The sequence below is a fragment of the Bifidobacterium pluvialisilvae genome, assembly GCF_019331695.1.
Taxonomy (GTDB): Bacteria; Actinomycetota; Actinomycetes; order Actinomycetales; family Bifidobacteriaceae; genus Galliscardovia; species Galliscardovia pluvialisilvae.
On sequence record NZ_JAHBBI010000005.1, the window covers coordinates 161,722 to 181,335 of the forward strand.

Annotated in this window: 20 protein-coding genes; 4 read left to right on the forward strand and 16 right to left on the reverse strand. The window is 63.9% G+C overall.

Annotated elements, in window-relative coordinates; genetic code table 11:
- Positions 1-8: 8 nt before the first annotated feature.
- A complete protein-coding gene (locus KIH77_RS05735) occupies positions 9-3,344 on the reverse strand; it encodes an ABC transporter permease (protein WP_236024502.1) in 3,336 nt (1,111 codons plus the stop codon).
- Between the two features lie 5 nt (positions 3,345-3,349).
- Positions 3,350-4,051 (reverse strand): ABC transporter ATP-binding protein, encoded by a 702-nt coding sequence (locus tag KIH77_RS05740; RefSeq protein WP_219100139.1) that lies wholly within the window; start codon positions 4,049-4,051, stop codon positions 3,350-3,352.
- A gap of 237 nt (positions 4,052-4,288) precedes the next feature.
- Between KIH77_RS05740 and KIH77_RS05745 the strand changes: the two genes are divergently transcribed.
- A complete protein-coding gene (locus KIH77_RS05745; protein ID WP_236024503.1) occupies positions 4,289-4,894 on the forward strand; it encodes a TetR/AcrR family transcriptional regulator in 606 nt (201 codons plus the stop codon).
- A gap of 776 nt (positions 4,895-5,670) precedes the next feature.
- On the forward strand, positions 5,671-6,594 hold the full coding sequence (locus KIH77_RS05750; protein WP_100511029.1) for a LysR family transcriptional regulator: 924 nt from the start codon (positions 5,671-5,673) through the stop codon (positions 6,592-6,594).
- Between the two features lie 137 nt (positions 6,595-6,731).
- Here the strand turns inward: KIH77_RS05750 and KIH77_RS05755 are convergent, their stop codons facing one another.
- The 4 genes from KIH77_RS05755 to KIH77_RS05770 all read right to left on the reverse strand — a co-directional run bounded on the left by KIH77_RS05755 (position 6,732) and on the right by KIH77_RS05770 (position 9,436).
- Positions 6,732-7,031 carry a DUF2316 family protein gene (locus KIH77_RS05755; protein WP_219100140.1) on the reverse strand — a complete coding sequence of 100 codons (300 nt, stop codon included), beginning with the start codon at positions 7,029-7,031 and terminating at the stop codon, positions 6,732-6,734.
- Positions 7,032-7,252: 221 nt separating this feature from the next.
- The gene (locus KIH77_RS05760; RefSeq protein WP_219100141.1) at positions 7,253-7,558 is read right to left on the reverse strand and encodes a YhbY family RNA-binding protein; all 306 of its coding nucleotides are present in this window, start codon (positions 7,556-7,558) and stop codon (positions 7,253-7,255) included.
- Between the two features lie 71 nt (positions 7,559-7,629).
- Positions 7,630-8,445 carry an alpha/beta fold hydrolase gene (locus tag KIH77_RS05765; protein ID WP_219100142.1) on the reverse strand — a complete coding sequence of 272 codons (816 nt, stop codon included), beginning with the start codon at positions 8,443-8,445 and terminating at the stop codon, positions 7,630-7,632.
- Positions 8,446-8,656: 211 nt separating this feature from the next.
- Positions 8,657-9,436 carry a methyltransferase domain-containing protein gene (locus KIH77_RS05770; RefSeq protein ID WP_236024504.1) on the reverse strand — a complete coding sequence of 260 codons (780 nt, stop codon included), beginning with the start codon at positions 9,434-9,436 and terminating at the stop codon, positions 8,657-8,659.
- Positions 9,437-9,621: 185 nt separating this feature from the next.
- Between KIH77_RS05770 and KIH77_RS05775 the strand changes: the two genes are divergently transcribed.
- Positions 9,622-10,254 carry an HAD family hydrolase gene (locus tag KIH77_RS05775; protein WP_219100143.1) on the forward strand — a complete coding sequence of 211 codons (633 nt, stop codon included), beginning with the start codon at positions 9,622-9,624 and terminating at the stop codon, positions 10,252-10,254.
- Between the two features lie 61 nt (positions 10,255-10,315).
- On the opposite strand, the gene KIH77_RS05780 is transcribed toward KIH77_RS05775, so the two are convergent.
- Positions 10,316-10,708: a VOC family protein gene (locus KIH77_RS05780; RefSeq protein WP_219100181.1), complete on the reverse strand. Its 393-nt coding sequence runs from the start codon at positions 10,706-10,708 to the stop codon at positions 10,316-10,318.
- Positions 10,709-10,803: 95 nt separating this feature from the next.
- On the opposite strand from KIH77_RS05780, the gene KIH77_RS05785 reads away from it, so the two are divergent.
- Entirely contained in the window at positions 10,804-11,496 is a 693-nt protein-coding gene (locus KIH77_RS05785) for an SOS response-associated peptidase (protein WP_219100144.1), read from the forward strand.
- 22 nt (positions 11,497-11,518) lie between these two features.
- Here the strand turns inward: KIH77_RS05785 and KIH77_RS05790 are convergent, their stop codons facing one another.
- The 9 genes from KIH77_RS05790 to pyrF form a co-directional block, all read right to left on the reverse strand.
- Positions 11,519-12,286, reverse strand: a complete 768-nt coding sequence (locus tag KIH77_RS05790; protein WP_219100145.1) for a CPBP family intramembrane glutamic endopeptidase — start codon at positions 12,284-12,286, stop codon at positions 11,519-11,521.
- A gap of 390 nt (positions 12,287-12,676) precedes the next feature.
- The gene (locus KIH77_RS05795; RefSeq protein ID WP_219100182.1) at positions 12,677-13,306 is read right to left on the reverse strand and encodes a pyridoxamine 5'-phosphate oxidase family protein; all 630 of its coding nucleotides are present in this window, start codon (positions 13,304-13,306) and stop codon (positions 12,677-12,679) included.
- Positions 13,307-13,427: 121 nt separating this feature from the next.
- Positions 13,428-13,667, reverse strand: coding sequence for a hypothetical protein (locus KIH77_RS05800; protein WP_219100146.1), 240 nt, complete (start codon positions 13,665-13,667; stop codon positions 13,428-13,430).
- A gap of 109 nt (positions 13,668-13,776) precedes the next feature.
- Complete coding sequence (locus tag KIH77_RS05805) at positions 13,777-14,424, reverse strand: TetR/AcrR family transcriptional regulator (RefSeq protein WP_219100147.1); 648 nt, start codon at positions 14,422-14,424, stop codon at positions 13,777-13,779.
- A gap of 100 nt (positions 14,425-14,524) precedes the next feature.
- Positions 14,525-15,748: an MFS transporter gene (locus KIH77_RS05810; protein ID WP_219100148.1), complete on the reverse strand. Its 1,224-nt coding sequence runs from the start codon at positions 15,746-15,748 to the stop codon at positions 14,525-14,527.
- Positions 15,749-15,843: 95 nt separating this feature from the next.
- Positions 15,844-16,545: an orotate phosphoribosyltransferase gene (pyrE, locus tag KIH77_RS05815; protein WP_219100149.1), complete on the reverse strand. Its 702-nt coding sequence runs from the start codon at positions 16,543-16,545 to the stop codon at positions 15,844-15,846.
- Between the two features lie 126 nt (positions 16,546-16,671).
- A complete protein-coding gene (locus KIH77_RS05820; RefSeq protein ID WP_372445364.1) occupies positions 16,672-17,637 on the reverse strand; it encodes a dihydroorotate dehydrogenase in 966 nt (321 codons plus the stop codon).
- On the reverse strand, positions 17,637-18,485 hold the full coding sequence (locus KIH77_RS05825) for a dihydroorotate dehydrogenase electron transfer subunit (protein ID WP_372445365.1): 849 nt from the start codon (positions 18,483-18,485) through the stop codon (positions 17,637-17,639). The genes KIH77_RS05820 and KIH77_RS05825 overlap by 1 nt, the downstream gene beginning before the upstream one ends.
- Before the next feature lie 24 nt (positions 18,486-18,509).
- Positions 18,510-19,589, reverse strand: coding sequence for an orotidine-5'-phosphate decarboxylase (gene pyrF / locus KIH77_RS05830; protein ID WP_219100151.1), 1,080 nt, complete (start codon positions 19,587-19,589; stop codon positions 18,510-18,512).
- Between the last annotated feature and the right edge of the window lie 25 nt (positions 19,590-19,614).

The window sequence follows — 19,614 nt, forward strand, 5'->3', positions numbered from 1 at the left end:
CGTCCGCGCTACTCGACCGACTTGAGTGCCCCGAGCATGTCGACGTCCCGCAGCCGGCGGAACACCAGCCATCCGAGCGCGGCCAGCACCACGGCGACCACCGCGGCCGGTGCCGCGAACGCCTGCCATGCCAGGGCGGGGTCGAACATGACCTCGTCCGGCGGCACCACGTCGATGATGTACCGGTGCAGGGCCGATCCCCCGGCGTATCCGGCCAGGATGCCGAGCACGGACAGCAGCAGGGTCTCCCGGTAGATGTACATCGTCGTCTCCCCGCTGTGGAATCCCAGCACCTTGATGGTCGACAGCTCGCGGATGCGTTCCGACACGTTGAGGTTCGTCAGATTGTAGAGGATCACCACCGTCAGCAGCGCGGCGACGAGGATGAGCACCTCCATGATCTGGTCGAGCGAGTCGACGATGGTGCTCACCTGGTTCTTCGATGTCGTGTTCTGCACCACGCCGCGGACCCCGTCGAGACTCATGAACGAGGCGCCCTGCCGCTTCGCGTTGGCGATGGATCCGTCACGGAGCCTCACCAGATACGCGTTCGACCGGTATGACGAGTGGAACGCGTGCTCGTAGCCGCCCGAGGTCATGACCATGACGTGGCCGATGTACATCTCCGAGACGCCGTCCACACGCACCCGCCGCTCCACTCCGCCTTCGTCGGTCACGGTGATGACGTCACCGGCCCTGGCGTGCAGCATGGCGGCCATGCGTTCGGAGATGACGGCGCCGCGGTCGGTCAGCACCCGGGGGTCATGCGAGACGCGGTCGCGCAAGGTGACGTAGTCGCCGAAGTTATAGGCATCATCGGTCACCAGCAGCGTGATGCTCTGCCTGTCGTTCTCCTTGCCGGCGATACGGCTCAGCTCCTCATACCGGATGGGCGTCGAGTCCGATACGGCATCCCGTCTCATCGCCTTGGCCACCTCATCGCGCTGACTCTGGTTGTTGTCGGATTTCTCCGCGACGATGAGGTCGTAATGGATGATCTCGCCGAACTGGCGCTCGCCGATCTGGCCGATGGACGCCTGTACGCCGAGTCCCGTGGTCAGCAGGGCGACGGCGCCGCAGACGCCGAATATCGTCATCAGTCCGCGGGTCTTGTATCGGAACAGGTTGCGTGCCGTCACCTTGCGGGTGAAACTCAGCCTGCTCCACAATGGCCGTATGCGTTCGAGGAGAATCTTCGAGCCTTTCGCCGGCGGCTTGGGCAGCAGCAGGCCCGCGGGTTTTTCGCGAAGCTCCCGGAAGGCCGCCAGGCAGGCCGGCACGACGGCGCTCAGCCAGGCCAGGCCGAACGCCACGATGGTGATCGCCGGATGGAACATCAGGGTGATGCGCGGCATGGTGAATCCCGTACTGTATGCATGGTTCACGATGAGCGGCAGCAGCGTATGCCCGGCCGCCACGCCGATGATCGTGCCGAGCGTCGAGGCGGTGAACCCGTAGAACACGAATTTCTTCATCACGTCCGCGTCGCCGTAGCCGAGCGCCTTCAATGTGCCGGAGTTGACGCGCTCCTCGTCCACCATGCGTCCCATGGTGGTGAAGGTGACCAGGGCGGCGACGAAGTAGAGGAAGATCGGGAAGATGCCCGCGAGTCGGCCGACGATGTCGGCGATGATCTCGTAGACGCGGTAGCCGTTCGAGGTCAGTCCCTCGCGCCGACCGTCCACGGAGTAGGCGGGGACGTCGAGCGAATCGATTTTCTCGCGTGCAAGCCGGATGGTGTTCTCCGCGTCGGCGATCCTTTTCTCCGCCTCGGGTTTGGCGTCGTTGAATTCCCGCAGTCTGGTGTCGTATTCCTCTTCGGCCTTTTCGATGCTGCGCCTGCCTTGGATGAGCTGGCCTGCGCCGCTGCCTGCCGTGCCCGTGGATGCGGAGACTGCCGTGCCGAGTTCCGTCTGCTTGTCGGCGAGCCGGTTCGCCGCGTCGGTGATGGCCGCGGCGTTCCTCTGATATTCGGCGCTCCCCTGCTTCAGTCTGCCGGCGGCGGCGTTCCACTGTTGCAATGCGGTGTGGTATGCGCGCAGTTTCGTGTTGTATGCGTTCACGGTCGTGTTGTAGGCGTCGACCGCCTGATTGTATTTCGTGCTGACGTTGTCGTATACGCCGCCGGTCAGACCGGTGTTCTCCCATTGCCGCAGCAGGGTGCCGGTCTTGTCGAGCACCTGTCTGGACGCCTCCAATTGGGTTCGTGCGGCGTCGAGCTGCGGTTTCGCCTGCGACAGCTCCTGCCATGAGTCGCTCAGCTGCGTCTGCCCCTGCGTCAACTGTTGCGCGCCGGCCGCGAGCTGCGTCTGCGCGCCGGTCAGCGCGGAACCGGCGGCGGCGATCTGGGCGACGGCGCCGGAGAGTTCGGCCGATGCCGATGCGGCCTGGTCGGCGGCCTCGCTGGTGCTGTCGGCCATCTGGTCCTTGGCGGATTCGATCTGCCGTTTGGCTTCCGCAAGCTGGCGTTCGGAGTCGTTGAGCTGCTTCCTGGCGTCGTCGACCTTCTTCTGCGCCTTGTCGATCTGCCTGCGCCGCTCCTGTCGTATGGATTCGGCGCGAGCGGCCGGCTGGTTCGTCAGCCGTTTCGTCAAATCGTCCTTGTGGCTTTGCACGCGGTCCCGATAGCCGGTGGTCCAATAGTCGATGCCTTGGGTGTCGTCGAACATGACCCGGCCGATCATCGTCACGTCGGAGTCGAAGACGGCCGGCGCGACCACGGCGTATCCGTCGAGTTCGCCGCTACCTGCCGTGGACTGCCCCATGTTCAATGTGGATACGGTCTCGCTGGCGTTGACGAAGCCCACCACGGTGAACGAGTCATGGGTAAGCACGGTGTCGCCGGCGACGTCCGGTTGTTCGGTGACCTTGATGGTGCTGTCGACGGCGAACCGGTCGCGTTCCTTCGAGTCCAGGGCAATCTCCGTCGCCGTCCTTGGCAGCCGGCCTTCCACGATCTGATAGGTCGACACCCGTTGCGGCTTGGAGTATATGCGCAGGCTGTGGTCGCTGCCCCGGATGGTCACGTCCTTGAAGTAGCCGAATTCGGCGTCCCTGACGCCGTTGGTGCCGCGGATGACGTTCTCGTCGTCCTTGGTGAGCCCGTAGTCGCTGATCACCGTGACGTCGGCGAGGTTGTGGCCGTTGTAGAAACCGGCGCCGGCGGCCTGCATGTCCGGGCCGGTGACGACCAGGCCGACCAGGGCGAACGAGCCGAGCATCATCAGACTGACGATGGAGAGGAACCTGCCCTTTGACTTCGCCAGCGTCTGCCGTATGTCCTTCCACAGCATGCGTTTGCGCACCGGGATTCGTCCCCGCCGCCTGCCGTGCCTGCCCATCATGCCCGTCACCATTCCAGGTCCTCGATGCTCATCGGATGCGTGTTGACGTCGATGGACTTCACCCGTGCGTCATGCATGCGGATGACCCGGTCGGCGATGGGCGCTATGGCGGAGTTGTGGGTGACGATGACCACGGTCGCGCCCTTCTCCCGGCTCTGGTCCTGCAGGATGCGCAGCACCTGCCTGCCGGTGTTGTAGTCCAGGGCGCCGGTCGGCTCGTCGCACAGCAGGATCTTGGGGTTCTTCGCCACGGCGCGGGCGATGGCCACGCGCTGCTGTTCGCCGCCGGAAAGCTGTGCGGGGAAGTTGTCGACGCGGTCCCCGAGGCCGACGTCGGCGAGCGCCTGCACGGGGTCCTGTGCGTCGGGCACGATCTCCGACGCCAGCTCCACGTTCTCGCGTGCGGTCAGGTTGGCGACGAGGTTGTAGAACTGGAACACGAATCCGATGTCGTATCTCCGGTAGTCGGTCAGTTGGCGGGCGTTGTATCCGGAGATGTCCCTGCCGTCGATGATGACCTGGCCTTCGGAGTTGGTGTCCATGCCGCCGAGGATGTTGAGCACGGTGGATTTGCCCGCCCCGGAGGCGCCGAGGATGATGGCGAGTTCGCCTTGTTCGATGCCGAAGGTCACGTCGTTGTTGGCGACGATGGTGGTGTCTCCCATGTGGTAGCGCTTGAAGCTGTGGACCATCTCGATGTACGCCATGGGTCGTCCTTCCGTTCCCCGTCGAACCGACGGCATGTGTGAGTGAACAACATGTCGATTTATCTGCCCTGATTGTAGGAACGCGGATATGGCGCCGGCAATCGTCAAAACCGTTGGAATTGTTCATAATGAACGGTTCCGCAGAATCTGTTCACTTCATTCGTCGATGAACGACATGTTGATATAATCGGTCGGAACCCGGCATTCGACGACGACGCGGGAGCGAGGAGGCGAGTCATGATGACGACGGTCCAAAGGCGGACGAAGACCGAGACGAAGATCAGGGACGCGTTCATCGAGCTCATGCAGGAGAAGGGGTTCGAGGCGATGACGGTCAGCTCCATCGTGCGTCTGGCCGACATCAACCGCGGCACGTTCTACCTGCATTATCTCGACAAGTTCGATTTGAAGCAGCAGCTCATCGATGACGCCATCGACGACCTGGCCGAGATCCTCGTCGACTCCGACGCGCGCAGCGGCAGGAGTGCGGTTGGCGATGTGCTGGACATCTTCCGTACGGAGGCCATCGCCGAGGCGCTGCGATACGTCAAACGCGAGTACGCGTTCTTCGATGCGATCTCCCGTTCGGGCAATGACATGCAGATGTATGACCGGTTCAAGGACGTGCTCAAACGAATGCTGATATCGCAGGCGAAACGGCTGGATCTCACGTCCCACACGTTCGCGGACATCCCCCAGCCGTACGCGATGGAGATCCTCGTATCGTCGGTGTCGTCGATCATCTGGCTGTGGATCCGGGGCGGCTGCAAGGAGACCCCGGAACGGATCTGCGCGATCATCGAAAGGAACAAGACCATGGCGCCGCTTGACATCCTGCGGTGACGGATTGCACGCCGCCGCACCGGCGTCGACGCCACACATCCACGGCATCCAAGGGGACACGCGGCCGGTGGGGAATCGTCAGCCCACGGATACATACGATACGGATGCATAAACGAGACCCCGGAGCTGTGTTGCAAACCCCGGGGCCTCATGGTTGTATGGTGTCTCCCATAGTCACCTCTTCAATTGTCGGGCGGATGGATATCCGCTGTTGTTTGGTTATGGTTGTTCGATCATCGCTCCACCTCTACTCCGCCGTCTCTGTTCTGCGGCGCTTCTTCCGTTATGTCCTGCATTCGTCCGGACGTGTCTTTTCGTTTCCTTCTTCGATTATCGCGACCTCGGTCCGTCGCCTCATGATGACCACCTCGTCATCGTCTCTGCCTCATCAGGTCGCTTCCTCGCGCCCCTGCCGAAGATTGGAACTCGACATCGCAATCGAACACCGCATCGTGTTCGATTTCTTCCGTTATCCTTGGTCGAATATTTCCAACCTTCGCTTCTAGTATAGCATACGTATGCAAAAATAGTGCCGATATCATTGTGATACCAACGATAATTCGGCCTTCGTGCGCAACCGTTCGGTTTTGTTCGATTTTTCGGATGTCGTGATGTATGAGAGCAATAACATGTGATTCATAACATACCGACGGACTCGAAATATGCCACGCATGTCCATTTCGGGAAGCGCCGCGTCCGGCAAATGGACGTATTCACGCCGGGACCGCGGGTATAACCGCCATAAGTGTTTGCGCCACCTGCTATAACCTTGTCTTATGACACTGCTGCAGCTGAAATACATCGTCAAAATCGTCGAATGCGGCTCCATGAACGAGGCCTCGCACGAGCTCTACATCTCCCAGCCGGCGCTCTCCTCCGCCGTCAAGGAGCTGGAGAAGGAGATGGGCATCGAGATCTTCACCCGCTCCTCGCAGGGCATCGCCCTGACCGTCGACGGCGCGGAGTTCCTCACCTACGCCCGCCAGGTGCTCGACCAGTCCGCGCTGCTCGAGGAGCGCTACAAGAACGCCAAGCCGCGCAAGCAGCTGTGCCAGGTCTCCACCCAGCACTACATGTTCGCCGTCGAGGCGTTCGTCGAGCTCATCAACTCCATCAAGTCCGACGAGTACGAGTTCACCATCCGCGAGACGCGCACCAAGGACATCATCAACCAGGTCGCCAACATGCAGTCCGAGGTCGGCATCCTCTACCTGTCCGACTTCAACAAGGACGTCATCGGCAAGCTGCTGCGCGAGAAGCACCTCGAGTTCCATCCGATCTTCCGCGCGGGACTGCACGTGTTCCTCTCCCGCTCCAACCCGCTGGCCGGGCGCAAGAGCCTGACCATGGAGGACCTGAAACCGTATCCGTGGATCCAGTACGAGCAGGGCGAGGAGGGCAGCTTCTACTTCGCCGAGGAGGCCGTGTGGCCCGAGTACTCCCCCAAGCAGATCAACGTGACCGACCGTGCGACGATTCTCAACTTCATCGTCGGTCTCAACGGCTACACGGTCTGCTCCGGCATCGACAACGAGGACCTCAACTCCGAGAAGATCGTCACCGTACCGCTGGAATCCGACGAGAAGATGCTCGTCGGCTGGATCACCAACGAGCGTGCCAAGCTTTCCAAGGCCGCCGAGGTGTATCTCGAGAAGCTCAAGTCCGTCATCGCCGACCACGGATACACGCTGATCGACTGACCGCCGGACGAACGGACGACGGTCCCGCAAGGACGAAGAACAAGGGCTGGTTGCATAAGACATTCACCCTCTTATGCAACCAGCCCTTTTACGTTTTGGACTCGCCCACCCGCATCGTCCATGCCGACGATGCGACGCTATTGCAGCTCCCCCGCGTCGATCATCACGCCGTCGAGGAACCAGTAGTCGTGATGGTCGCCGACCAATGCGGTGAACGGCTTCAGCTCCACGCCCCGCTCCCCGGCCTTGCGCAGCAGGTAGTTGCGGATGATCCACGGGTCCTCAAGCACCCCGCTGCGCAATTCGATGATGTCGTTGATATACCGTTCGTCCACATCGAAGTATTTGGCGAGGTCCGCCGTGGTGAGCCCCAACAGCCCGAGATTCTCCTTGAACTCGCGAATGGTGTTCCTGCGTTGCGTCATGCTCAGCGACATCGCATGCTCCCCCTGTTCCTAGGCAATCTCCACACCACTGTACCCGCTGCCGCGTTCACTCCCCGCGGCGGTATCGCAAGGAGTGAACGCGGGCCGGCTCCCGATGGAGTCCGACCCGCACGGAATACCAACGATTCACGCGGCCGGATGATGTCGCATTCCGCGCGTCTGCGATTCACTCTTCCACGGGGTGAGAAAAGAGTGAATCACGGGAACCGAGGCTACTCGCGGACCAGGCGAATCCTCTCGACGCCTTCCTTGCTCGTCTCGCGGTAGAGCACGAAACGGTGGCCGATGGTCTGCACCAGTTCGGCGTGGAGGCGTTCGGCGAATTCCTCGCCGGCCTCCTTGGCGGTGTAGCCGCAGCCCTCCAACAGCGAGCACTTGATGAGCTCATGCGCCTCGAGGCTTTCCTCGGCCTGGGCCACGGTGGCGTCGGTGATGCCGTTCTTGCCGATGATGAGCTCGGGCTTGAGCTTCTGGCCGAGCGAACGGAGCTGCTTGATCTGCTTCTTGGTCAATGCCATGAGTGGATTCTCTTTCTTCGGGATTCTCAAAAACGTTGTGAACAAGCCACTGTATCATGCGGCGTTGAGGTTCACGCGGCCGCCATGAGCCCGCCGGCCCATTCCCTCAGCAGCCGGCCGGTCTCCTCCGGACAGTCGATGTGCAGGTTGTGGCCGGCGTTTTCCAACACCACGAACCTCGCGTTCGGATAATGCGGCAGCAATGCCCGCTGGTCCTCATAGCCGACAATCTGGTCCTCATGACCGGTGACGATGAGCGTGGGACCCGTGAACGTGCCGAACACCTGCTCGGGCACGTCGTTGAGGAAATACCGATTGCCGAGGCGTTCGCAGGCCCCGCGGTCGCATAGGCGCTCGCCCGGGAGGATGAACCGCTGGTAGCGTCGCCATGCCTCGAACGACTGGTTGACGCCCATGGTGACGAAATCGAAGACCTGTTCCTGCGGCAGTGCATGGGTGAGTTTCGGATTCGGGTCGGCGACGACGTGTTCCCCGACCCGGCGATGCGCATGACGCGGGTCGACCACGGGCGCGATAAGGGCGAGTCCGAGCACGCGCCGCGGCTCCCGGGCCAGTATCTCGCGGGCCAGGGCACCTCCCATGGAGTTGCCGACCATGGCGAAGGCCGTGCGGGGACCGATGACGTCGTCGATGGTGGATTGCAGCCAGTCGGCCATTTCCGGCAGTCCGCCTTCGCCGTCCAGCGCCGGGGTCCTGCCGAAGCCCGGCAGGTCCAGATAGATGCGGCGCGTCGTATCGGGGAAGGCGCCGTCCAGGAGCATCAGCGAACGATGGTCGACGCCCAGGCCATGCACGAATATGACGGGGATGCCGTCCTTGTGCGCGTCATTCCCCTGTATGACCATGTTCGCCTTCGGCCACGTCATCCATCGCCCTTTCGTTCGTTTTCCGGACGAGACGATGATACGGACATCGGCGAACAAGTCGTCGCAATCAGACCGACGGGCTCAGGCCGATGAGGCGCCGTGGGGCCGGATGCCCGCTCTGTCCAGCAGACAATACCACTGGGCAACGTGTTGACCTGTAATATGACGGCGCCCTACGCAGCTCTGTCGCCGTCGCCGACCAATCATGCGATCATTTCTTCGCGATGAAGAAGAACCGGCGGAATTTGAGGATGACCTCGCCGTTGGCCTGCGGCACGTAGGCGGAATTCACCCGCCAGGCGACCTCCTGCTCGAAGCGTTCGGCGGCCTTGCCCGATTCGTCGCGTTCGTTCAGCGCCGCGATGTAGCGTTGCATGCGGGCGCCCTTGACCCATTCGACGAGCGCGTCGGCGGACGGCATGCGATGATAGTAGGTCGTCTCCCATTGGGTGAAGTCCGAACTGGTGGCGGCGAGGATGTCGAAGTATTCCTCGGGCCGCAGGGTGCCGTTCTTGCCGCGCAGCACGTCGCCGAGATCCCAGCGCGGGTCGTTGGCCACCTCGTAGATGATGCTGAACAGCGGGGTCTGCTCGACCATGGGTATCTGCACGGCGAGCACGCCGCCGGGGTTGAGCGACTCCATGAGCTGTGGGATGAGCAGGCGGTGGCCGGGGATCCATTGCAGGCAGGCGTTGGAGAACATGAGGTCGTAGCGGCCGTGGAGGTGGTGCACGTCGCCGAGCAGGAATTCGATGCCGGGATGGTTCTTCTTGGCGCTCGCAATCATGTTCGGCGAGTTGTCGATGCCGAACAGCCGGGATCCGGGGAACGTGCGACGCAAGACGGTGGTGCTGTTGCCGGGACCGCAGCCGAGGTCGGCGATGATGTTCGGGCCGGGAATCACCTGCTTGACGCGTCGGGCGAGGTCGATGGACGGCTGGGTCCGCTCCGTCTCGAATTTCAGGTATTGCTCGGAATTCCAATCGGACAATGGGCTCACACTCCTTAGGCCCCGCAACGACGTCGTTCGTCAGGCGCTCCTGTGCCAGTGTATCGCCAGCCATGGCCGGCGACACCGCCGGGGGCGCGGCCCGCGGGAACGTTCCGGGGCGTTGCGGTAGACTCGCACCATCGTGCCCATCGAACCGTATCCGGATTGTGAGGAGACACAGACATATGAGCGAGGCTTCCCCCGTGACCGACGTCATCTTCGATTTCTGCGGCGTGTTGCTGGACTGGCGGTGCCGCGCCTGCCTGGAGGGGCATTTCCCTCCCGACGTGGTCGACCGCATCTGCGCCGACGACGACCCGCACGGCTTCTTCCGCTACGAGGACCGTATGGACGCCGGCGAGGACGTCGCCGACATCATGCCCGACGTGGTGCGTGAGCAGGGGGAGTACATCGCCGGCATCTTCCGCTACTACGTGGATCATTACGGCGATGCGCTGCCCCGCATGCTGCCCGGCATGGAGCGGCTGCTGCGGGATCTGAAGTCCGCCGGCTATGGCGTATGGGGCCTGACGAACTGGTCGCACGAGACCATCCACATCGCGTTCGACAAGTTCCCGCAGCTCGGCGAGCTGCTTGAGGATACCGTGGTCTCCGGCATCGAGAAGCTGCACAAGCCGAACGCCGACATCTACGAGCTGGCGCTGAGCCGTTTCGGACTCAAGGCCGAATCCTCGGTGTTCCTCGACGACACCGCCAAGAATGTCGCCGGCGCGCAGGCGGTGGGCATGCACGCGTTCCGTTTCACCGACGCCGATCAGGCGCGCAGGGATCTCGCCTCGTTGGGCATGAGGTTCTAGTCCGCCTGCCGCCCCGCTTTTCGCCTCGACCGCCGTATGGACGACAAGTCGGGCGGGGCGTTTATCGCGTGTGCGCCCAGTCGACGACGGCCTCGACGTTGTTGCCGTCGGGGTCGAGCACGAACGCCGAATAGTATCCCGGATGATAGTCGCGGGGGCCGGGCGCGCCGTTGTCTCGTCCGCCGGCCGCGAGCGCGGCGTCGTGGAAGTCATGGACGGCCTGCCGGCTTGGCGCGAGGAACGCGATGTGGGTGACCGGTGAGGGGGCCGCCCCGTCATCGCGGTCCGCCGGCGAGATGTAGAAGTCGGAGTGCTCGGTTCCGTCGTCGACGCCGAAACCGAGCGTGGGCTCGTGATGGGCCTTGACGACGTAGCCGAGCGGCCTGAGCGCCTTGGTGTAGAAGTCGATGCTGCGATTGATGTCGTGTACCTTGAGGGTGAGATGGTCGAGCATGGCGTCCACTGTACGCCGCCTTTGCGTCATCGGTGTTCCATGATGCCGGGGAACAATCGTCTCGACGTCATTCGGGAACGGAAAGGGGTATGCCCATGTGCAGGAGATTCGCAATCGACCTGGATTGGGATGCCGTGGCGGAGCGGTTCGCCGTGGACGGGGAGGAAGTCGACGTCCCCGCCCTGCCCGGGCCTTCATACGGCGTCTCCCCCAAACAGACCATCGCCGTCGTCGCCCAAGGCAGGGACGGGCGCCGTCATCTGACCGGCGCCAAGTGGTCGCTCATCCCCCGCTGGAGCACGACTGACGACCTGCCGTATCCCACGTATAATGCGCGGGTGGAGTCAGCCGCGTCCAAGCCGACGTTCGCCGATTCGACGCGTGCCATGCGTTGTGTCATCCCCGCTTCGGGATACTTCGAATGGCATGGTTCCAGACCGTTCTATTTCCATGCGGTCGATGAGGCCCCGCTGCCGATGGCGGGTCTGTATTCGTGGTGGCGCGCCTCCTCCTCGGCGCCATGGATGCTGACGGCGACCATCATCACCTGCGAGGCCGTGGCCGGCCCCGCGACCGTGCATGACCGCATGCCCATGATGGTGACGTCCGGGGTGCGCGACGCCTGGCTGGATCCGGCCGTCGACGGCTCGACGCTGCTGTCCCGGGTTCACGACGCCGGAGAGTCGTTGTCCCGAGCGCTCGCCTTCCATGAGGTCGCGCCGTTGGACGGCGACGGGCCCGAACTCATCCGGCCCGTCGTCCGTGAGGAACCGTTGCGACTGTTCTGACGCCGGTCCGTCGACGCGGTCGTCATGCCGCCGTTTTGGCGGCATCAGGCGTTTCCATGGCGGCGACGCGTTTCCTGCGGACCCAGTTCGGGGCGGTCATGCGGCCGTGACGTTGCAGATGGACCAGTATGGCGATGGCGAGGCCTCCCAGCACCAGTACCGGAATGATGCTGGCTTCAAGGCCGAAGGTTCCGCCGGTCAGCAGTTCCGGCCCGTTCCAGCGTGCGACCAGCCACGACCGCTGCGCCCCGGTGCCGGAGACGATCGAACCGAATACCGGGCCTTCGGCGATGTTCCACATGGCGTCGAAGCCGATGCACCACCATAGGGACCGCGTGGCCAGATAGATGGCGCCGAACAGCAGTCCCGCCTCGATGGCGATGGCGATGCCGCCCCACAATGTGCCGTCCGGATTGGTCACATGCAGCAGACCGAACACGAGTGCGGACACCGCCACCGCGCCCCATGATCCAAGCCCCTCCTCCACCAGGCGCAGCAGGATGCCCCGCATCATGATCTCCTCGGCCACGCCCGCGACGAGGCCCAGCGTCAGCAGATCGGCCCATGGATCGTATCCGGCGTTGAATCCGACGATCCGGTAACCACCGAGCAACGCGATGACGCCGATGCAGACGGCGATGCAGACGAACGACGCAACGGCTCCACGCACCAGGTCGAATGCCCGGGTCGGAGCCAGCTCCATCGGGGGGCGGCGGCCTTCCATCGCCAGCACGACGACCATATAGGCCACAATGGCGCCGAACAGTTCGGCGCATGATATGAGCGTCATCTCCGTGGAGGATGAATCGGCCGAGGAACCGCCCGGCAACGAGGCCCCGCCTCCGGAGCCAACCCCGACGAAGGCGATCACCACGGCGACCAGTACCGCCACGAATACGATGCCCCGCAACGGTGCGCTATACCGTTTCCTCTCTTTCCTTCCATACCTGCGTATCGGATGGTCTCCGGTCAGCAGATCATCGTCGCGGAACGGAAGGCCGTCTCCCAACAGTCTTATGTGCGCCTCGCGCGTTCTCCGGCCGGATCGTCTCGTATCGCCCATCGCAATGTCCCTTCTCGCAATACGGTGTTGGATCTATGCCGTTCCAGTATCGCATCGCTCCGGTTCCGACGCCATGCCCCGGCTCAGCAAGAGGCTTCGCCGAAAGCGGGGGGGCGGTCAGTCCTTCGGATGCACGGCATGGTGGCCGCCGTGCGCGTGCGTGGGAGCGGGTTTGGAGCGTACCTTGGCGGTGAGGTATTCCGATTCGACCTTCCATACGGTCACGCTTCTGACCTGCGCGTCGGTGAATTCGACGTGGGGCATGTGCGCCTGGTGCGCCATGAGCAGCCGCAGTCCGCGACGGCATTCGTCGAGGTCGTCGACGATGGACGCGATGCCGTTGCCGACGATGGATTTGAACGATTCGCCCCAGTTGCATGCCGTGCGCCCCTCGACCACCGCGCAGTCCGTGCGCATGGCGAACGCGACCGGCAGATGGTTGCCCGCGGCACGGATGGCGTCGAGTTTCCGGCCACGCGGCGCCGAATGCATCCATAACGCAAGCCGGCCGTTCTCCCGGTCGTATTCATAACCGAAGTTGACGGGCACGACGGTCAGCCCCTCGGCGTCCGTATATGCGATGTCGACGATGTCGCAGCCGTCGATGATCGCGGCCATGGTCTCCGTGTCCGTGACCTCACGATCGGCCCGCCGCATCGGACGATGCTCCCCCGCAATCGTATGCTCGTCCTCGCGCCGGCGCACACGACCGGGCACGTCATTCTCCTTTGCATAGTCCACACTCATCATCAGCCTCTTTCCCGTTCCGTCGCGGTATCACGCCACTGCATCATGCCATGTCCTTCCCGTCCGTAAGCATACGGCAACCGGCTCAGAGCACAGAGGAAGGAGCAGCCTGAACCGCGCGTCAGCGCCGGGTCTCGCGGATGGCGGCCTTGCAGGCCCATTTGGTGAGCAGGTACTGCCCGTAGCAGCTGATGGCGATGACGCCGGCCATGATCGCTGTGGACGCGACCGCCGACATCAGGTCGTCGCGGCCCTTCAGCGCCTTCCATGGGCATGCGCCACGGCGCCCCTCTTCCACAATTTCCGGGGTGATGTTCTCCGTTTCGTCGTCCGTCCCGTTGACGCCGTTGTCGTCGCTCATGGCAATCCCCTTTGATCGAGCGTATATGTCGTATCGGGTTCAGCTTAGCAAGACCTCTGACGCATGACGTCCGTATCGTCTTCGCATCGTCGTATGGGGCCGATGGCCATCATGCGATGGCGTTTCTCGCCTCGGCGGCGATTTGCGTCAGGGCGTCTGCGTCGGGGATGGTGGCGTGGGCGCGGCAACGTATCCATTCGCCGAAGATCTCTATCAACGCGTTGACGGCGACGGTGTAGCCGAGCCGGGTCGCGAACCCCTCCGCGTCGTCGTCATCCGGCGGGAACATGTCGGCGAGCGCGGCGGACCATTGCGGGATTCGGGAGAACAGGGCGCTGCGCAGGGTGTCGGTGCCGTTGATGATGGTGAGACGTCTGGCGAGCGAATCGTATCGGGCGTCGTCGAATCGGGAGACGATGGCGTCTACGACGCCGGCGGCCATGTCGGACGGCGTTGTGGCCGCCGGCGAGCCGTTCCGTATCGTCGCCAGCGCCGTGGCGAGTTCGTCGCCTTGCGGCATGTCGATGACGATGTCCTCTTTTCTGGGGAAATACCGGAACAGGGTGATCGGGGTGACGCCGGCCGCGTCGGCTATCCGCTGGACGGTGACGTCGTCGTATCCGTGGGCGAGGAAGAGCCTGATGGCCGATTCCTGGATGCGGGCCCGGGTGCGCCGTTTCTTCTCCCGCTGCCATTGCTCGCGTGATGAGACGGCCTTCGCCGAGACTCCCCTGGCGTTGCTGTGCTCCGATGTCATGCCTTGGCGTCCTTTCTCGAACCCTTTCATACTATGCCGTATGTCATTTACTTCGTCGTAATGGACCGCGGCCGTATTGCCCGTTCGGTGAGGCATGCGGTCATGGCCGTTTCGATGGCGTCGTGTACCCGGCGGTGGCGAGATACAGCACCCATGCGAGGGGCATGGCGAGCATGAACAGCGGGTAGAACCATGTGATGGGCATGTTGCCGTAGAGGAATCCGCCGATGATCGGCCCCAGTGACATGCCGAGATCGATGCCGGCGTAGTAGGTGCTGTTGGCGATGCCGCTGCGGGCCTTGCCGGCGATGATGACGGCTTGGGATTGGGTGACGGAGCTCATGATGCCGTAGCTGCCTGCCATGAGGATCGCGGCGCATACCAGCAGCAGGTCGTTGCGCGTGAGATCGAGGCAGAGCAGCGTGGCGAGCATGAGCAGCGAGCAGACTCGCATGAAGAAGCGGAAGCCTTTGGTGTCGAAGAGGTCGCGCAGTGTGATGCGCATGATGAGCAACGCGATGGCGTAGAGCGGGAAGAACAGGCTTACCTCGACGGCGAGGCGCCGTGCGCCCGTGTAGGAGACGAGGAACGACTGCGTGGCGAAGTATGGGATGGCGTACAGCATGAACACGAGCGATAGCGGTACGACGCGGGGTTCGACGATGCTGCGGATGCCGAACCGGCGCGGGGGGCGTCCCGTCTTCGCGCCCCTGTCCGGTGGAGTGGCCTTCCGGGCGGCCGGCCGGCCGCCGTTGCGGACGAACAGCACGGAGACCACCATGAACACGGCGACGACGGCGGAGATGAGGAAGGTGTGCCGGTATCCGATGACCTGCTGCGCCTTGATGCCGATGGCGGGTCCGATGGCCATGGCCAGCGCGTTCATGGTGCCGTAGAGCCCCATGCCGGCGCCCATGTGCCGGATGGGCAGCAGCAGCGACATCCATGTGGCGAGGCAGACCGAGCAGCAGGCGAAGCCGACGCCGTTGACCATGCGTGCGGCGATGAGCGAGGCCGGGCTCGTGGCGAGCGAATACCAGATGCTGGCCACGAGGTAGAGCGCCGAGCCGACGCCGACGAGCATGCGTTTGCTGGTCCTGTCGGCGAGGTTGCCGGCTATGGGACGGCAGAACAGGGCGACGATGTTCATCATGCCGGAGACGACGCCCATGAGCGCCCCGGAGGCTCCGAGATGTTCGGAATAGCCCGCCATGAGCGGTGTCGCGAGCATGTTGCTGGCCATGAAGCAGAAGGTCGCGACCATGACCAGGATCACGTCCCGGGTAAGCAGCCTGTCGTCGTTGTTCTTCGTCAACGTTCTCATCTCCGGAAAGGATTCATATGATATCGGCATCAATGCGAAAGCCCTCCCCTGCCATCGGGGAGGGCCTGCATGCGCGGGTACGCGCGTGGCGCGCGTCAGGCGCCGTAGCGTTCGAGGTAGGCGTCTGCGGCGGCCTTGATATCGTCCGTCACGTACGGCGTTCCATCCGCAGTCTTGATGCGCTGGCCGGCCTCGAAGATCTCGCGCACATCGGCGATGGCGAAGACGGGGAAGCCGAACTCCTGTTCCACGGCCTTGACGGCGGAGAGGTCGGAATCCTTGGTCTTCTCCATGCGGTCGACGGAGAGCACGAGACCCACGACCTCCACGTCGGCCTCGGCCTTGAGCTTGGGGATGACCTCGCGCACGGCGGTGCCGGCGGTCATGACGTCGTCGACGAGCAGCACCTTCATGCCGTCGGCCAGCTGGGTGCCGACCATCATGCCACCGTCGCCGTGGTCCTTCTTCTCCTTGCGGTCGAAGGTGTAGCCGACCTCCATGCCGTGGGCGGAGGTCAGGGCGATGGCGGTGGAGACACCAAGCGGGATGCCCTTGTATGCGGGACCGAACACGGTGTCGATGTCCTTCGGAAGGTTGCCGGCCTCGATCTCGGCGGCGATCTTCTCGGCGTAGAACGCGCCGAGCGTGGCGATCTTGCGGCCGTCGTCGAAGGCGCCCGCGTTGATGAAGTACGGGGATCTGCGGCCGGACTTGAGCGTGAATTCGCCGAACTTCAGCGCCTTCGACTCGAGCAGGAACTGCGTGAATCGGATGTCGAGCGATGCGGTGTCGGTCATGTCTTTCCTATCTCCTCCCGCTGGCGGGAGGTGTCGCGAAATGACGGAGGGTGGTTCCCACCCCGGTCGCCCGAAGGCGATGGCCCCCGCCAGCAGGGGCCGTGCATTGGAATGGTCGTGCTCGGGTCAGCGCCAGGTCTTGCCTTCGGCGAGCTTGGCGGCGAGTTCGGGTCGGTCGTCGAGCAGGTCGTCGAGCTCGCAGGCGACGCGCAGGGGCGCCACGGGGTCGAACAGGGCGGCGGCGCCGACCTCGACGGCGTTCGCTCCCGCATACAGGTATTCGAGGGCCTTCTCGCCGGTGTCGATGCCGCCGAGTCCGATGATCGGGATGTCCGGGAGCGCGGTGCGCACCTGCCATACGCGGGCCAGGCCGATGGGCAGCACGGCCGGACCGGATACGCCGCCGGTGACGTGGTCGATGATCGGCTTGCCGGTGCGGGTGTTGATGCGCATGCCGACGACGGTGTTGATGAGGCTCAGCGCGTCGGCGCCGGCCTCCACGGCCGCGCGCGCGGGCACGGTGATGTCGGTGACGTTCGGCGTGAGCTTGACGATCAGCGGCTTGTCGGTCATCCTGCGCAGGCGGGTGATGAGCCGGTCCAGCGCCACCGGGTCGGCGCCGACGCTCAGTCCTCCGGAGACGTTCGGGCAGCTCACGTTGATCTCCAGCATGTCGGCCGGGGAGTCGGCGAGCTTGGCCACGACCTCGGCGTAGTCGTCGTCGCAGTGGCCGGCCACGTTCGCCACCACGTTCGCGCCGATCTTCTTGAGCTTGGGCAGGTCGTCGACGAGGTAATGGTCGACGCCGGGGTTCTGCAGGCCAACGGCGTTGATGTTGCTGGCCGGCCCTTCAGCGGTGCGTACGCCGGGGTTGCCCTCCCACGGGACCGGGGAGACGCCCTTGGTGGTCACGGCGCCAAGCTGGCTCACGTCGTAGAACCAGCGTACGGCCGCATACTGGAAGGTGCCGGACGCGGTGCCGACGGGGTTCTTCCATGGCACGCCGGCCACCACGGTGGGGTGCTTCCACTCGTGGTCGTACAGGTCCACGGTTTCGGTTTCGGGATTCGCTGCGGTCGCGGTCATGGCCATCACTCCCATCCAAGCTGCTCGCGGGTGAATACGGGGCCGTCCGCGCAGACCTTGAGCCTGCCGTTCACGGTGTCGGTGGTGCACAGCACGCAGGTGCCGTACCCGCAGCCCATGCGCTGTTCGAGGCTGAGCTGGCAGGGCATGTCGCGTTTGGCGGCCCACGAGGCCACGGCCTTCATCATGGGCAGCGGCCCGCAGGAGAGGATCACCGGGGGCAGGTCGCCGTCATGCAGTTCGTTCTCGATGCGGTCGAGCAGCGTGACCACGTTGCCTTCCGATTCGTCGATGCTGTAGGTGCGGTCGGCGTAGCGGTCCACGTATTCGTCGGCGAAGTGGTTCTTCCTGTAGCCGAACACGGCGGTGGATTCGCTGTTCTCGTCGCCGGCGATGTGCTGTGCGGCGTGGATGAGCGGCGGTACGCCGAGTCCCCCGGCCACCAATACGTAGTTCGCCGGCTTCTTGGTGTCGAACGCGTGGCCGAGCGGGCCCATCACGTCGATGACGTCTCCCGCCTTGAGCCCGGCAAGCTCGCCGGTTCCCTTGCCGACGACGGCGAAGATGAAGCTCACCAGATCGTCCTGGATCTCGCTGATGCCGAACGGACGCGGCATGGGCTTAAGCGGATCGTGGGTGAAGAAGTCCACGAACTGGGCGGGCCGGCCGTGCGCGGCGATGTAGGGGTCGCGGATGGTGAGACGTATCACGCCCGCGTCGAGTTCGATGACGTCGGCGATTTCGACGGTGTGGCGCGGCGGGAAGAACCCATGGCTGACCGCCGCGTCGACGACGGCCCTGCCATGTGCCAGCCGTTCCTCCGTGGCGGTGGGAATGAACGTGTCTGCGGTCAAGGTCTTCAGCTCTCCTTCTCGGGTTCAGTGCTGCAGGGCGGAACCGAGGTCGTCGCGCATGCGTTCGGCGGCTTCGCGTGCGCTTTCGCCGACGATCTGCAACGCCTCGTCAAGGTCGAGGTCCTCGCCGTAGGCGGGGTTCTTCTTCCAGGCGCCGATGATACCACGGGAAGAATTCACGATTGCTCCCGATCCGTTGCCGTCGAACATGCGCGCCACATCGGCGGCGGTGCCGCCCTGTGCGCCGTATCCGGGCACGAGGAAGAACGTGTGCGGCATGCGTTCACGCAGCAGCGCCCCCTCTTCGGGATGCGTGGCTCCGACGACGGCGCCGGCACGCGAGTAGCCGTGCCCGCCGATGGTGTCCGCGCCCCATCGTTCGACCAGGTCGGCGACGTGTTCGTATACGCGGCCGCCGTCCTTGAGCTCCAGCTCCTGGATCTCGCTGCTGGACGGGTTCGAGGTGCGTACGAGGATGAACACGTCCTTGTCGTTGTCCCTGGCGGCGTCGATGAACGGGGTGATGCCGTCGGTGCCGAGGTACGGGTTCACGGTTACGGCGTCCTCATACCATTCGGATCCGAACTGGAATTCGTCGCCGTTCTCGTCGTAGTCCTCCACGTCGGCGGCGAGCGCCGCGGCGTTGCGCTGCACGTTTTCGATCTCATCCTCGCCGGCCACGTCGGCGAACCGCAGCGGGAAGCCACTCAGGTGGTGGGCGTAGGCCTCGGCCGTGGAACCGATGTCGCCGCGCTTGACGTCGCCGAGCACGTACAGACCGTTGTCCTGCGCGTACTTGCAGGTGCGCGCGTACATCCACAGTCCGGCTTCGCCCAACGCCTCGTACATGGCGATCTGCGGTTTGACGGCGGGGACGACGTCCTTCACCGCGTCGATGATCGTGGTGTTGAACTTGAGGTACATGGCGGCGAAGTTGATGGACCATGCGGCCTCGGCCTCCATGGGATTGCCCATCTCGCTTTCGCTGACGGTCGCCTCGCGCGCGTGGTCGATGAGCTGTTTGGGCAGCAGCGCCGGCTTCGGGTCGAGTCCGACGACGCTGGGGTTGTTCTTCGCCGCGATGGCGTCGATTAGGCGGTCCATGAGTGTCCTTTCCGGGGGAACGAAT